The sequence below is a fragment of the Staphylococcus sp. HMSC055A09 genome (assembly GCF_001809655.1).
GTDB lineage: Bacteria > Bacillota > Bacilli > Staphylococcales > Staphylococcaceae > Staphylococcus > Staphylococcus capitis.
Genome location: NZ_KV798369.1, coordinates 342,085 through 357,563, shown reverse-complemented (window position 1 = coordinate 357,563; position 15,479 = coordinate 342,085). Strand labels below are relative to the sequence as shown.

The 15,479-nt window shown below is 31.6% G+C and carries 11 protein-coding genes; 2 read left to right on the top strand and 9 right to left on the bottom strand.

Annotated elements, in window-relative coordinates; genetic code table 11:
- Positions 1-403 precede the first annotated feature (403 nt).
- A complete protein-coding gene (locus HMPREF2642_RS07340) occupies positions 404-712 on the bottom strand; it encodes a metal-sulfur cluster assembly factor (protein ID WP_070597757.1) in 309 nt (102 codons plus the stop codon).
- 112 nt (positions 713-824) lie between these two features.
- Between HMPREF2642_RS07340 and HMPREF2642_RS07335 the strand changes: the two genes are divergently transcribed.
- Positions 825-1,646 (top strand): Cof-type HAD-IIB family hydrolase, encoded by an 822-nt coding sequence (locus HMPREF2642_RS07335; protein ID WP_023350596.1) that lies wholly within the window; start codon positions 825-827, stop codon positions 1,644-1,646.
- A gap of 81 nt (positions 1,647-1,727) precedes the next feature.
- Positions 1,728-3,044 carry a CoA-disulfide reductase gene (locus HMPREF2642_RS07330; protein WP_030065058.1) on the top strand — a complete coding sequence of 439 codons (1,317 nt, stop codon included), beginning with the start codon at positions 1,728-1,730 and terminating at the stop codon, positions 3,042-3,044.
- 134 nt (positions 3,045-3,178) lie between these two features.
- Here HMPREF2642_RS07330 and HMPREF2642_RS07325 read toward each other — a convergent pair whose 3' ends face one another.
- The 8 genes from HMPREF2642_RS07325 to HMPREF2642_RS07290 form a co-directional block, all read right to left on the bottom strand.
- Positions 3,179-3,580, bottom strand: coding sequence for a YisL family protein (locus HMPREF2642_RS07325; RefSeq protein ID WP_002433419.1), 402 nt, complete (start codon positions 3,578-3,580; stop codon positions 3,179-3,181).
- A 216-nt stretch (positions 3,581-3,796) separates the two neighbouring features.
- Entirely contained in the window at positions 3,797-4,702 is a 906-nt protein-coding gene (locus HMPREF2642_RS07320; RefSeq protein ID WP_002433262.1) for a fumarylacetoacetate hydrolase family protein, read from the bottom strand.
- Between the two features lie 198 nt (positions 4,703-4,900).
- Positions 4,901-8,557: a helicase-exonuclease AddAB subunit AddA gene (addA, locus tag HMPREF2642_RS07315; RefSeq protein ID WP_070597756.1), complete on the bottom strand. Its 3,657-nt coding sequence runs from the start codon at positions 8,555-8,557 to the stop codon at positions 4,901-4,903.
- Positions 8,557-12,024, bottom strand: coding sequence for a helicase-exonuclease AddAB subunit AddB (gene addB / locus HMPREF2642_RS07310; protein ID WP_030065054.1), 3,468 nt, complete (start codon positions 12,022-12,024; stop codon positions 8,557-8,559). Before addB ends, addA begins: the two co-directional genes overlap by 1 nt.
- A gap of 129 nt (positions 12,025-12,153) precedes the next feature.
- The gene (lepB, locus tag HMPREF2642_RS07305) at positions 12,154-12,729 is read right to left on the bottom strand and encodes a signal peptidase I (RefSeq protein WP_002433408.1); all 576 of its coding nucleotides are present in this window, start codon (positions 12,727-12,729) and stop codon (positions 12,154-12,156) included.
- A gap of 3 nt (positions 12,730-12,732) precedes the next feature.
- Entirely contained in the window at positions 12,733-13,269 is a 537-nt protein-coding gene (gene lepB, locus HMPREF2642_RS07300) for a signal peptidase I (protein ID WP_030065052.1), read from the bottom strand.
- Between the two features lie 4 nt (positions 13,270-13,273).
- Positions 13,274-13,849, bottom strand: a complete 576-nt coding sequence (locus HMPREF2642_RS07295; protein ID WP_002433402.1) for a TVP38/TMEM64 family protein — start codon at positions 13,847-13,849, stop codon at positions 13,274-13,276.
- Positions 13,850-14,095: 246 nt separating this feature from the next.
- Entirely contained in the window at positions 14,096-15,427 is a 1,332-nt protein-coding gene (locus HMPREF2642_RS07290; protein WP_070597755.1) for a glucose-6-phosphate isomerase, read from the bottom strand.
- Positions 15,428-15,479 lie beyond the last annotated feature (52 nt).

Below are 15,479 nucleotides of genomic sequence, written 5' to 3'. Positions count from 1 at the left end.
ATAATTTCCCATGATAAAACAAATGCTTTTCAGTTCATCTAATACACTTCTTATTCAATTTTCCATACATATTAAATATTGAAAATTACTGTTTCATTCTTATTAACTTAATAAATTTATGTCAAATACCTCACATTTTCATTAAACATGCACTATATAACGCGCAAATCTAAACACTTTTATGCAAGAATTTTCATTTCCCGAAATGTAGTAAGTCTTATGTATTGTAATATATTTGTAACATTAATTCAATTTAAATAGTAATGTCAATTTATTAAAAATTTCTTAACTCACTTTAATCTTAAATAGCGCTATCATAAAAAATTTTATATGTTTAAACAAAAAGAATAGCTACACATATTTTAAAAGTAAAAATGTGTAACTATTCCTAGTCATTTATTAGTTATCCAACACCGAGAACAATCTTAGCATAACGAGACATCATGTCTTTATTCCAAGGCGGATTCCAAACAATGTTTACTTCTGTATCAGAAATCTCAGGAATTTCTGCTAATACACCTTTAATTTGTTCAATAATTTGTGGTCCTAAAGGACAGCCCATAGAAGTTAAAGTCATTTCAACTGTGCATAGACCTTCATCGTCTACATCAACTTTATATACTAAACCTAAATTGACAATATCAATGCCTAATTCAGGGTCGATTACCATTTCAAGAGCCCCTAGGATACTATCTTTTAATGCTTCCTCCATTAGTATCACCTCTTTAAAATTATCTTTATACTAATATATCAAATATCCGACAAAACGCCAATAAAATGCTATGATACTGTTACATGAACAATTGATACACAAGGAGTCTTATATGCAACCTTATTTAATTTGTCTAGATTTAGATGGAACATTATTAAATGACAACAAAGAAATCTCATCCTATACAAAACAAGTTTTAACTGAACTACAACAACGTGGCCATCATATTATGATTGCTACTGGTCGTCCATATAGAGCAAGTCAAATCTATTATCATGAATTAAATATGAATACACCGGTTGTCAATTTCAATGGCGCTTACGTCCATCATCCTAAAGCTAACGATTTTACTACAATACATGAAGTTTTAGATGTAGAAATTTCAAAAAATATAATAACTGCCCTTCAACAATCTCATGTTACAAATATCATAGCTGAAGTAAAAGATTATGTATTCATTAATAATCATGATCCACGCCTATTTGAAGGATTTTCAATGGGGAATCCTAAAATACAAACAGGTAATTTATTAGAGCAACTAACAGAACCTCCAACTTCTTTACTTGTTGAAGCAGAAGAAGATAATATTCCTAAAATAAAGGATATGTTAACTCATTTTTACGCTGAGAATATTGAACATCGTCGTTGGGGTGCACCATTTCCTGTTATAGAAATCGTTAAACGTGGTATTAATAAAGCACGAGGCATCAAATGCGTTAAACAGTATCTTAATGTCGCAGATGAACGAGTGATTGCTTTCGGTGATGAAGATAATGATATAGAAATGATTAAATATGCATCACATGGTATTGCAATGAATAACGGTTTACAGGAATTAAAAGATGTCGCAAATGATACGACATATAGTAATAACGAAGATGGTATAGGTCGCTATTTAAATGAGTTCTTTGATTTGAATATTCGTTATTATTAATAAAGATAAGTATTAAAGGGGATGACATGGATGATGTATCCCTTTTTATTTTTTTAATTTTTTATAAAAGGAGTTCACAATTTGAATAAAATAATCATTATTGGTGCTGTTGCAGGCGGTGCAACTTGCGCTAGTCAGATTCGTCGTTTAGATAAAGAAAGCGAGATTATTGTATTTGAGAAAGATAGAGATATGAGCTTTGCTAACTGTGCCCTACCTTATTATATTGGTCAGCTTGTTACTGAAAGGGAAAAAGTATTAGCTTATACACCAGAATCATTTTATGATAAAAAGCAAATTAAAGTTAAAACCTATCATGAAGTAACTGAAATTAATGATAAGCATCAAACAGTAACTGTTGTGAATAGACAAACCGGAGAAACATTTGAAGAATCATATGACACGCTTATTTTAAGTCCTGGTGCTGGGGCTAATAATCTAGGATTTGATAGCAATATTTCATTTAATTTAAGAAATTTAGAAGATACTGATGCAATTGATCAGTTTATCTCTAATAACCATGCTAAAAACGCGTTGGTAGTCGGTGCTGGTTATATATCACTAGAAGTATTAGAGAACTTATATACCCGTGGGCTCGACGTCACATTAATTCATCGTTCAGAGCAAATTAATAAACTAATGGATCAAGATATGAATCACCCTATTATCGATGAATTAGAAAAAAGATATATCTCTTACAGATTTGACGAAGAAATCCATCAAATTAAAGGTAATGAAGTTACTTTTACATCTGGGATAACTGAAAAATACGACCTTATTATTGAAGGCGTAGGAACACATCCGCATTCGAACTTTATTAAATCTTCTAATATTCACTTAGATGATCACGGCTTCATACCAGTAAATGATAAATTTCAAACAAATATACCCAATATTTACGCTTTAGGTGATGTTATAACTTCATTTTATCGACATGTTGATTTACAAGCTCAAGTACCATTGGCATGGGGAGCACACAGAGGGGCTAGCATTATTGCAGAACAATTAGCTGGAGATAAATCAATTATATTTAAAGGGTATTTAGGATCTAATATTGTTAAATTCTTTGATTATACATTCGCAAGTGTGGGTGTTAAACCAAATGAACTTTCTCATTTTGATTATGAAATGGTAGAAGTTAAACAAGGAGCTCATGCTGGTTATTACCCAGGAAATACTCCCCTACATTTAAGAGTATATTATGACAAAACTTCACGTAAACTTTTACGCGCCGCTGCAGTTGGACAAGAAGGCGTAGATAAAAGAATTGATGTCTTGTCTATAGCAATGATGAACCATATGACAGTTGATGAATTAACAGAATTTGAAGTTGCTTATGCTCCACCATATAGTCACCCAAAAGATTTAATTAATATGATTGGTTACAAAGCTAGATAAAGCACATTTACATCGCTCATAACCTTGCTCTATCTAATAAAGTAATATTTAAAATCTATAATGTAACCAAAAGAACATAAAAAAACTGCGTACTATACAATGACGTATAGACGCAGTTTCTTGTTTTAATTACTTTAACCTAAACCAAACATTTTAGTTAATGGGCCCCATGGCAAGATGATGCCAATAGCCATTGTTATAATAATTAGCGCGATTGTAATCCAAAAGAATTTATGTCCTTCTTCTTTTTTCTTTCTTTTAGCTATGGTTACTTCCATTAAAGCAATAACCGCTAAACCACATAGCATTTTCAAAGTAAGTAACATATGGTTTCCACCATCGCCATGAGCTGCTGCGATAAATTCTTTAATTAATTCCCAGAAACCAGTAAATAATGTGAGTAACATAAATAGTCTTAATGCCATATGTAATGGTTTAAAGTAAGGTGAAGGACCTTGTATTTTTGAAAAGTTTAAATAAGTTGCGATAAATAATACTATTGCTAATACCCAACTTAAGATATGGACATGTAACATGCTTGTGTCCCCCCATATATTTATTTTCTCAACTATCATAACATATTTAGAAATTATAAATGTAGCAGCACTTTTAAATTTTATAACTCTATCATTTTGTATGTAGTTAGAAATATAAATGATGAGTTAACTCAAATCTAAAAAGCTGTCGATAAAAGTAATTTTATCGACAGCCTATCTATATACAACAAGCTTTTAAAATTTAGTAGTAATTAATTATTTTTCTGAAATGTAAGTCGTTAACGTACCAATGTTATCAATTGTAACTTTAACTTCATCACCAGGTTGCAAGAATTGTGGCGGTTCCATACCTGCTCCTACGCCTGCTGGTGTACCTGTCGCGATAATATCACCTGGATGTAGTGCTACATATTTAGAAATTTCTTCAATTAACTCATCAATTTTAAGAATCATTTGTCCAGTGTTACCATCTTGACGGATATCGTTGTTCACTTTAGTTACGATGTTAACATTTTCAGGGGTTGGTAATTCATCTTTAGTGACGATATAAGGTCCCATTGGACAGCCACCAGTTAAACTTTTAGATAAGAATGCTTGGTCATGCGCATTTTGAGCTGTGCGGTCAGTTATATCATTAATAATTGTATAACCATAGATATAATCTAAAGCTAAACCTTTAGGAATCTTCTCACCTGATTTACCAATGACAATACCAAGTTCACCTTCGTAATCTAATTGGTCTGTAATATCTTTATGATTAGGAATTGTTGATTCATCACCAGTTAAAGATGAAGCAGCTTTAGTAAATACATATAAACGTTCAACTTCATGATTTAATTCGCTCGCATGATCTTGGTAATTACGCCCAAATGCAATAACATTATTTGGAGGTGTAACTGGAGGTAAAAACTCTACATCATTAAACGAAATTTTAAACTCTGTTTCTCTACCGCTATCTTCAGCAGCCACAACTGCTTTACGTACTTGTTCTTGAAAATCTAAAGTCTGGTTTTGTTGTAATCCTTGTAGTAATGTTTTGGGATGAAAATCTTCTTCACCAAATTCAGCAAAAACCATTGGTAAATCCCAAACAGCATCTTCACGTTTAACTTTTACCCCGTATGAAGTTCTGTCATTGTGTTTGAATGATAAAAATTTCATTCATAATCAACTCCTCATCTATATCTTATTACATATTATAACTATATCTAAGTTCAAATAACAAACATATAAGTAAGAAAATTAAGAAATTTCTTAATAGGATATTTGATATCAATAAATAAAAACGCTACGTCATCATAAGCCTTACACTTATGACTGACATAGCGAATATTTATTCTAACTAATTGAAACACATTTTTATTCATCTATCTTTAACATACCAAATTTAAAGAAATATAGATAACCTTGAACCGGCTGTTTGAGTATAGTTTCTAACGTATTACGGTAATACTCCATTTGGATTTGATATTTCTGTTTGAGTTGTTGACCAATCTCATCATCAGTAATCCCTTTTCGTCGATTAAATGCATCTGTTTTATAATCAACGAAATAGTATTTTCCATCCTTTTGGAAAATTAAATCAATCATACCTTGGATAATTGAAACGTCTTGATTATCTTCAGGTAATTGATCGACCATAGCTTGATTAACTACAAACGGCAATTCAGTATACACTTTGTCTGCTTGTGCAATTTGCAAATACAAGGAACTTTCAATAAATCTCATAATATCATCATATTTAATATCAGCTTTGGCATCCTCTTCAATGATATTAAGTTGAATCAGCTTATCAACATATGAATCTAGCTCTTCTCTTGTTAATCCTGATTCATTAAAAGGGAGATGTTGCATGACTGTGTGCATTAACGTACCAATTTCGTTGGCTTTACGTTTCTTATTTTCACTCAAAAATCTAGGTCGCTCATATGTCGCTACGCCGATACGGTATTGTCTAACTCTATCATAATTTGTGTCACTTTCCTCAGTTTCAAGTTGACGTTTAAGTTCAGATACAGACTGCTTTGAAGGTTTCAAAGTATCATCTTGATAAGGGTATCTATATGCTAATTGATGGTGAATCTTAGCTTTTACGTCATCATTTCCACTGTTAATGTCGTCAATATCGTTAACTGTTCGACGTTCATTTTCAGGCGTGACCTCTTCTGTAGATACATCTTCGTAGTGATCAATTGTAATCGTTACGCGTGGTTTCACTTCAGAATTAAGTGTTTCAATATCTCGTTCGAATTTCTGATCATCAGGTAAAGATGCTGATTGATGTTTGGATAAAATACTGTAAATAAATTTAAATGAATTTTTAGCCGTCAAGCGCTCATTCACTGCAATAAGATCTGCAGATATAGGTAATTGTTCAAGTTCTGTCAATTCTTGTTCTTTTTTGACTCTACCTATTAAAATTAATTGTTCTTTAGCGCGAGTTAATGCTACATAAATAAGACGCATTTCTTCAGAAATATGCTCTTTTCTATTAATAGCGCGATAGGCTGCTGAGGATAATGATGGATAAACCATTTCTTTATCAGTATCATAATAATCCATTCCCAATCCGTATTGTTGGTTTAGAATTACAGGCTGAGTCAGGTCTTTTTCATTGTATTTTTTAGAAAGTCCTGAATAAATAACGAACGGAAACTCTAATCCTTTACTACTATGAATGGTCATCATTCTAACAACATTATCATTTGGTCCAACTATATTTTCTTCACCGAAATCTCTTCCTCTATCAATCAATTCATCAATAAATCGAATAAATTGGAATAAACCTCTAAAGCTAGAGTTCTCAAACTCGATAGCCTTATTAATTAAGCCATAAAGGTTTGCACGTCGACCTTTACCACCAATAAGACCACTAAAGTACTGTATTACGAAATGGTCGTTATAAAATTTATCTATTAGCTGATAAACAGGTTGATTTTGACTATAATCTTGATAATTTTTTATATCTTTTATAAATCTTTGTAGTTTATGAACTAAATGAGTTTTAGAATTATCATCCTCAGTATAATTTTGAATCGATTGATAAAAATAAATATCGTTAGGACTAACTACTCTAATTTCTGCTAATTCATCTTCAGTGAATTGATAAATAACTGAACGCATGAGTCCTACTAAATAAATATCTTGTAAGGGATTATCAACAGTTTTTAAAAATGATAAAACAAGTTGTACTTCAGTTTGTTCAAAATATCCTTTTTTACTTTTAACATGGAAGGGAATATCACTATTTTTAAAAGCTTGTTGCAAATTACGCGCATTATCAGTATTTCTCTCAAGTATTACAATATCTTTGAATGTTACACTTCTATATGTTCCAGTCTTCATATCAAATACTTGTTCATTTGCAATTATATCTTTTACTTGTTCTACGATGTAATTGGCTTCTTGCTCACTTCCAGTCAATTCACTCGTTTCTTTATCCGCTTCAATTAATGCACGAAGTTGTACAGGTTTATCAGTTTGATCGTATGGTGCTCCATAATATAATTGAGCCGCATCATCATATATTATTTCTCCTACGTTATCGTCCATCATATGTTTGAATAAATAATTTGTGGTAGACAGTACCTCTTGTCTAGAACGGAAGTTTTGAGATAGGTCGATGACCATACCTGTACCTTCCCCTTCACTAGTGAACCGATTATATTTCTCAATAAATAGACTTGGATCAGCTTGTCTAAATTTATAGATTGATTGCTTAACATCACCTACCATAAATAGGTTTCCGTTGTACTCTTCACCTGTTTTAATACAAGATAAAATCTTTTCTTGAACACGGTTTGTATCTTGATACTCATCCACTAGGATTTCTTCAAAATGTTCTTGATACGTTTTTGCGATATGTGAAGGCGTACCATCATCATTAGTGAGTATTTGCAAGGCAAAATGCTCATAATCTGCAAAGTCCAATAAATTACGACTTCGTTTTTGCTTGCTAAATTCCTCTATCACATCTTTTACGATTTGAGCTAAATAGGCTACTCTGGGAGCCAATTTCTGCATATCTAACTTCAAATCTTCAGCACTTCTTGAAAAATAATCATTTTTTACGTCACTAACTAGACTTTTGTATTTATCATAATGTTTCTTAGCGTCATCTAACGCTTCTTCCATACCTTCATTTGCTTCTTTAATCTTTTTGGTAATTGAAGGGAAACGGCTCACAAATTCATGTGAGACCAATAATTCAGAATTAATCATGTCACCTTCGATCACTTTAGAAACAAAGCGGTGTTCATCTTCCACTACCTCTAATTGCTTTTCCACATTGTCGAGCATTGAGAACAAATTAAAACTTTTTATAATCTCTTCATAAGCAGCTTTAAGAAATATCATTGCCAAATCATTAAGTAATTTCAGCAATTGATCTTGTTGGCCTTCATTTTTATAAGGTTGAGATAACTGATCTAACCATTCGAATGGATTAGGATTCGCAATACTAAAGAAGTACAAACGTTTAATAATATTTCTAAATTGGTCATCATTTCTATCTGAGGATAATTGCTCAGTTAACTCGATAAAATCTGAGTCTAAAATGTCATAATGACGTTCAAGAACATCGTCAATTGTTTGATCTAATAATAAGACATTCTCAGCTTCACTACTTGTTCTAAAATTAGGATCAATATCTAAAACATCGTAATGTTGTTGAATTAATTTTAAACAAAAACTGTGTAATGTAGAAATTTGAGCCTGATGAATTTTAACACGTTGATTTTTTAAATGTTCATTTTCAGGTTCTGCAAGAGAAGCTTCTTGAATACGTTGATCTACGCGATGCTTCATTTCACGCGCACTTAAATTTGTAAATGTTACAACTAGTAAACGATCAACGTCCATATTATCTCGGAGAATACGTTGAATAATACGTTCAACTAATACGGCAGTTTTACCTGAACCAGCGGCAGCAGCGACGAGTACATCTTGACCTTTAGCGTATATACTACGCCACTGTGCGTCAGTCCAAATTACGTCATTAGGTTTAGTTGGTATCATCACTGGTCACCACCTTCGTCAATCATATTTTGGATTAATTCTATAGGTTTAATAGACTCGTCTACAGTTCTATAGCGTTTACTATCTATCATACTATCCACATGGCATACTGACTGATAACTACAGAATTGACATGGTAAAGTATTTTTATATTTTAAAGGGGCTACCTCTGTATGGCCATCCATAATGTGAGTAGCCGTATCGATAAAGTTATTTTTGTTGTGCTGAATAAATTGACGAATAACGTTTTCATTCGCTACACGACTCGTATTCTTACTTATGGCACCTTTAGTAGTTAAACCAATTGGGGCGATATCTGAATTAAAACTTGGTTCCAAACGCTTATCTAAAGCATCTATTACTTCCTCATCACTATTTACAAGACCACTCATTTTGAAACTTTTAATTAGTTCTTTATTTAATTTATCTTCATCAATTTTAGACCAGTTATCAAATTTAATACGTGGTTCATGGACATGGAAATAAAGTAATCCACCAGGTTTAACGATATCAGTAAGTTCTAATCTATCTTTATTTTGTAAGACGATGTCCATGTAAGTCATCATTTGCATTTGCAAACCATAGTACACCTTCGTTAAATCTAAAGTCGCACTACCAGTTGAAGATTTATAATCAATGATATTTACATAACTGTGATCGCCTTTAGTATACGTATCAATCCGATCGATTTGACCTCTTATGTTAATTGGGATTCCCTGTTTAGTATGTAGAGGTTGCGTAACTAATTCATCTTTATTTCTAGGTGATTTTCGGAATCCTGTCTCAAACCTTTGCGGTATAAATTTTGAAAAGCCTGTTTGATACTTTAATGCATTTAAAGTTGTTTCTACTATAGAACCTATTCTTCTAGATAAATACTTATAGTAGGCTGTTGAATTCAATAAGTTGAATTGAACTTTAGGCAGTATCAACTCTAATGCTTCTTCAGTTAGCTCTTTAATCTTCTTACGATCTAAGTTTTTAAAGTCACCTTCTACACGGTCAGAAATATGTTTGAGCACTGAATGGAATATATCTCCTAAATCAAAGTTTTGTAATTCATATTTCGAACGTTCATTTAACCTTAAACCATGGGAGGCATAATGCTTAAATGGACATTGTTGATAGCCTTCAAAACGTGACACACTTGCATTAATAGTTGTTCCATACAATTGCTTTGTGAGTGTCTCATTTAATTGTACTGTTTCATTATCATAAGTTAGAGAAGTGATAAGATAATCCAATCCATCATTTAATTGCTCATCATCTCGAATCACTTGGTATGCATCTAGCCATCTTATATCCACGTCCTCATGGTCTAACCATGTACGCAATGCATCAAATAATTCAATTTTAGTTTGATGCACATGTTGCATAAGACTTATTGGTTGTTCTTCATGTTCTTGTTGAATATTAACTATATCTAAATGATGATATAAATCTTTAATTTGTGATAAAAATGGACTTATTTCTTTTTCATCGCCTGAATTTCCCATCAAACTATATGAAAAAGTTACTTTTTCTCGTGCGCGTGTCATAGCAATATAACAAACAAATGCTTCATCCATTTGTAAAATATCTGATGTCGGACTTAGTTCAATTTGTGCATTTTGTTCAAAATATTTCTTTTCTTCATCTGTAATCAAGCTAGATGAAGATACCGGTTGAGGTAATGAACCATCATTCATACCTACCATGTATATATGTCGTTTATTATCGACCTTAGCCAAATCCATTGTACCGATACTTACCTGATCTAAGGTCTGTGGTATCATGACAAATTCTAGTTGCTCTAATCCTATATCAAACACTTCAAGAAATTGTTTCAAAGTCATCTCTTGAGTATCAAAAACTGTTACCAAATCATCTAAAATTTGAATAAATCCGTTCCAAATTTGATCGATTTCCTCCGCTTGTTGATGCTTACCTTCTACATCTAACTCATCTCTCTCAGTCATGAGTTGGTTTGGCAGCTCAAAATATTCCATACTTTCGTAAAAAGCAGTCGCGAAATCTCTCACAGTGGTAGCGTCACTCATCGCTTTTTCAAAGTAAAGAACTTTATCAATGACGTTATTCTTTAAACGAACTACCTCTTCGTAAGTTTCTTTTTCTTGAGGGGTTAGAGCATGAGATTTACGTCCCATTTTATTAAATTGGTCAACATGAAATACTTCCTCATCCAACCAACGTTTACCATATACACCGCGCTCTAATGCGAAATTCTCCAATAAATCTATTAAGTAGCTACTATTCTTAAATTGTGAAGTTAGTACATTTGTTTTAAATAAACGCAACATTGCGTTAATATTCCAATTTGACTGTATGACCTCTATTAAAGAACGAATCATTTCCATAATTGGATGGTGTGACATTGACCTTTTTGTATCGATATTAAAGGGAATGTCGTATAAAGAAAAAATAGATTCGAATAAATATGCATATGATTCGTCACGATATAAGATAGCAATGTCTTGAAATCTCAAATGATGATCACGAACATCTCTAATAATTCGTCTTGCTAATTCATTTACTTCTTCACGCATATTTGAAGATTCAAGTATTTCCACATAATTTGAATGAGATTGAGGTGTCATTTGCAAAGCATCAAAATCACTTTCTAAATGTTTGAGATCATCATTTTCAAATCGAAACTTTTGTTTAAATAAGGTTTTATTTAAGTGAATATTTAATTGATTCGCAATGTCTTCAAGATGTGTTAAAACTTCTGATGGCTTTCTAAATAGACTGAATGGGTCTTGATTACCATCTGTTGTTAGTAGAACTGTGACACTCTTAGCATGTTGTACTAAAGCTTCAATAATCCTATATTCAAGTGTTGAGAAGTTGTAGAAACCATCGATAAATATTTCTGCCCGTTTGAGCCACTCAGATTTAGACATTTGGTCAATAAAACGCTCTAAACTATCCTCAGTAGTTATAAATTCACCGCTCATGCGAGATTCTAATTCTTTATAAATTAGAGTAATATCTTCTAGTTTATGTTGCGTTCTTGTTTGTAATTGATGTTCTGTAATAAATTGATCTAAATGGTCCGGTGTAACACTATATTTTTTAAAATCTTGAATCTGTTCAGCAAGTTTTTCACTAAAGCCATAATATTTAGATTGAGAACGGTATAATTTAAGTTCTGAATCATATTGTTGAACGATATGATAAATCATCATTTGCATAGCAGCTTTAGATAATTTTTGTTCTGTATATCCCCCTACTTCTTGAAAAATACGATGACTTAATCTTTCAAAGTGAAGGACTTCTGTTCTCAAACTTCCATTAAGTTCTGAATCATTTACAAAAGCTTGTTCTAATTGAAACGTACTCTGAGTTGGAGCGATTAATACGATGGGATCGCCTAAAGGATCATGTTTCATTTCATTCTTTATATAATTTAACATCGAAGCTGATTTGCCCGTACCAGCTCTACCGATATATGTATTTAATTCCATAACATTCCCTCACTCCTTTATCCTTTATATTATCACATCAAAGTTAGGTTCTAATATTAATAAAAAATGGAGACGTCTATAATTTTTAATTATAGACATCCCCATTATTAAAATCATTTTGTATACTTTTTAATTTTTGGTATTTTCCGGATTAAAATTTGATTTAAATTCGTTAAACGGCCAGAATCTAAATGATACTTTACCAACAATTTGATCTTTATCAATTAAACCAAATGAGCGACTATCCTTACTTACTTCACGATTATCACCTAAAACTAAGTATTTGTCTTTAGGTATTACATTTGTTTTAGGATTAGCATTTGGTAAGTCTTTAACTTTAAATGTTCCTGTAATATATTCGGTTTGTTTTCGCTTTTCATTATAATTTAAATATGGTTCTTTTTGTTTCTTTCCATTGATGTATAATGTGTCATTTTTATACTGAACACTATCGCCTGGCGTTCCAATAACACGTTTTACATAGTCATCCTTTTTATTAGCGTGGAAAACAATGACGTTACCTTTTTTTACGCCACCAATTTTATAACCAATAATATTTACCATTACACGTTGACTATCTTTAAGTGTAGGATCCATTGAATCACCTTTAATAGTGTACGGCTTAGCAATAAATTTCCCAATTACAAATATAAGTGCTAGCGCTACGGCAATGGCGACAATCCATTCTACTATTTCTTTTTTCAATTTTCACACCTCTTCTAATTTATAAAAATCATAGGCAAATTCTTTAAAAGGGTAATATTTTAAACTCACATCGCCAATGATATCTTTTTTATCAATTAAACCATAGCGTCTTGAGTCTGATTTTTTATCATCATTATCATTTAATACAAAATATGAACCAGGTGGTACAGTATCTCCATCTGAATCTTTAATATCTCGTAATGCAATATTATTTATTTGTCTATTTTTACCATATTGTTGATTGACGCGTCTATCATCTCTATATAAGTTATGATTTATAATTTCAATTGATTCTCCAGGTTTACCAACAATTCTACTGAAATGGATTTTATTGTCACGACTATACATGATAACATCCCCATCTTTAAGTAAATCGAAAGTCACCTTTATTTTATTAACAATTACTCTATCATCCTTCTTCATAGTTGGAGACATATCATGATTTGGTATAACCGCCCCAACAACAATAAATGTTTGAATGAATAGTACAATAATAATTGCAAAAATTAAGGAAATCAAATATTTAATCGTGCGTTGCACATTGTCACTCCTTAGTAGAACCCATAAAATATTTTTCCACTTTTTTACTAATAAACCAAAGTGCAACGAGTAATAATAACATTATTAATGCGCGAATAGGATTAGTAAAAATAGTAGTTACTTCTCTTCCCATTACTCCTAAAATAGTAATTGAAATAAGTTTTGAAATAGTTAAAACAATAAAATAATACTTTACCTTAATATGAGATAAACTTGCTACTAAATTAATCAATGTATTAGGTGTAAATGGAAAACATAGTAAAATAAATAAAGGTATTAAACCTTGTCTATCTATAAAACTTATAAGTCTTTGTACAGATTTTCTTTTCTTCACATTTTTCATTTTTTCAGTATTAATTAATTTCTTACACACTAAAAATACAGTAAATGTACCAGTTACGATGCCTAACCAACTGATGATAATTCCCGGAATTGACCCATAAGCGTGCATTAATAACACAACATAGAGTGTCAAAGGTAACACAGGTACAATTGCTCTTAAATAGAGCATAATGAACCCAGGAATGTATCCGAATTGCCGAAATATGTCAAACCATTCTTCTAATTGATGAAACGACAAAACATCAAATCCTTTCTAGGGTTAGTATTACTTTATTATTATAGTGGTATTTTACGCTTTTTGAAACAACTAAATTTTGTTCACAACATAAATCAAATTTTAGTGATAAATACTCTTTTTGGTATTTATATGAAAATTAATTATAAAATCTCAAACAGAGTATGAAAAAAGCCAAGAACTTAAGAAATATTCTCAAGCCTTGGCTATAAAATTACTATATTCGAATGATAACTTACAATCGAAAAATTATAAGCGATCTTCTAATTCTTTTTTCTTATCTTCATATCCTGGTTTACCTAGTAATGCAAACATATTTTGTTTATAAGCTTCTACACCAGGTTGGTTGAATGGATTAACTCCTAATTGATAACCACTCATTGCACACGCAAGTTCAAAGAAATACACGACATAGCCGAATGTTTCTTCGTCTAGTTGAGGTATGTTAACTACGATATTAGGAACACCACCATCAGTGTGCGCTAATAGTGTTCCTTCAAAAGCTTTCGTATTAACTTCATCAATTGTTTTACCAGCTAAATAATTTAATCCATCTAAATCTTCACTATCTTGTTCAATAGTAATATCATGTTTAGGATGATTAACTTTCACAACTGTTTCAAATAAGAAACGACGACCCTCTTGTACGTATTGTCCTAAAGAGTGCAAGTCTGTTGTGTAATTGGCACTTGAAGGATAGATACCTTTGAAATCTTTACCTTCAGATTCACCATATAATTGTTTCCACCATTCATTAAAATATTGCATAGAAGGCTCATAGTTTATCAACATTTCTGTTGTGTAACCTTTGCTATATAAAATATTGCGAATAGTTGCGTATTGATATGCAATATTTTGTTCTAAATCTTCAGATGATAATTCTTCACGTGCTTTAGCTGCACCAATCATAATTGATTCGATATTAATACCAGCTGTTGCGATTGGTAATAAACCTACTGCAGTTAAAACTGAATATCTTCCACCTACATCGTCAGGTACTACAAAAGTTTCGTATCCTTCATTATCTGCTAATTGTTTTAAAGCACCTTTTGATTTATCTGTAGTCGCAAAAATTCGTTTTTTCGCTTCATCTTTTCCATATTTATCTTCGACTAGTTGTTTAAATAATCTAAATGCAACTGCTGGTTCAGTAGTTGTTCCTGATTTAGAGATTACATTTACTGAAAAGTCTTTATCAGCTAAATAAATTACTAATTCTTGAGTATAACTTGATGATAAATGATTACCTACAAATACAATCTCTGGATATTCATTACTTGTTCTGAATGATGAAGTTAGCATTTCAATAGCTGCTCTCGCACCTAGATATGAACCACCGATTCCAATTACAACAAGTACATCAGAATTAGACTTAATACGTTTTGATGCTTCCACTATTCTTGAAAATTCTTCTTTGTCATAATCTACTGGTAAGTCTAACCAACCTAAAAAGTCATTACCTGCACCATTACCTTTATGAATTGTATGATGAATCGTTTTAACGATTTCTTTTTGTTGTTCTAATTCATGTTTGTCGAAAAATTCTAAGGTTTTACCATAATCTAATTGAATATGAGTCATCTTATTGCCTCCTATGATGTGTACTATTTTAATTCTACTAAGTTTAAATGAG

Coding starts and splice junctions, on each gene's coding strand:
- HMPREF2642_RS07320 (WP_002433262.1), bottom strand. CDS start 4,702: ATGAAATTTTTATCATTCAAACACAATGACAGAACTTCATACGGGGTA.
- HMPREF2642_RS07290 (WP_070597755.1), bottom strand. CDS start 15,427: ATGACTCATATTCAATTAGATTATGGTAAAACCTTAGAATTTTTCGAC.
- addA (WP_070597756.1), bottom strand. CDS start 8,557: ATGATACCAACTAAACCTAATGACGTAATTTGGACTGACGCACAGTGG.
- HMPREF2642_RS07325 (WP_002433419.1), bottom strand. CDS start 3,580: ATGTTACATGTCCATATCTTAAGTTGGGTATTAGCAATAGTATTATTT.
- HMPREF2642_RS07340 (WP_070597757.1), bottom strand. CDS start 712: ATGGAGGAAGCATTAAAAGATAGTATCCTAGGGGCTCTTGAAATGGTA.
- HMPREF2642_RS07335 (WP_023350596.1), top strand. CDS start 825: ATGCAACCTTATTTAATTTGTCTAGATTTAGATGGAACATTATTAAAT.
- addB (WP_030065054.1), bottom strand. CDS start 12,024: ATGGAATTAAATACATATATCGGTAGAGCTGGTACGGGCAAATCAGCT.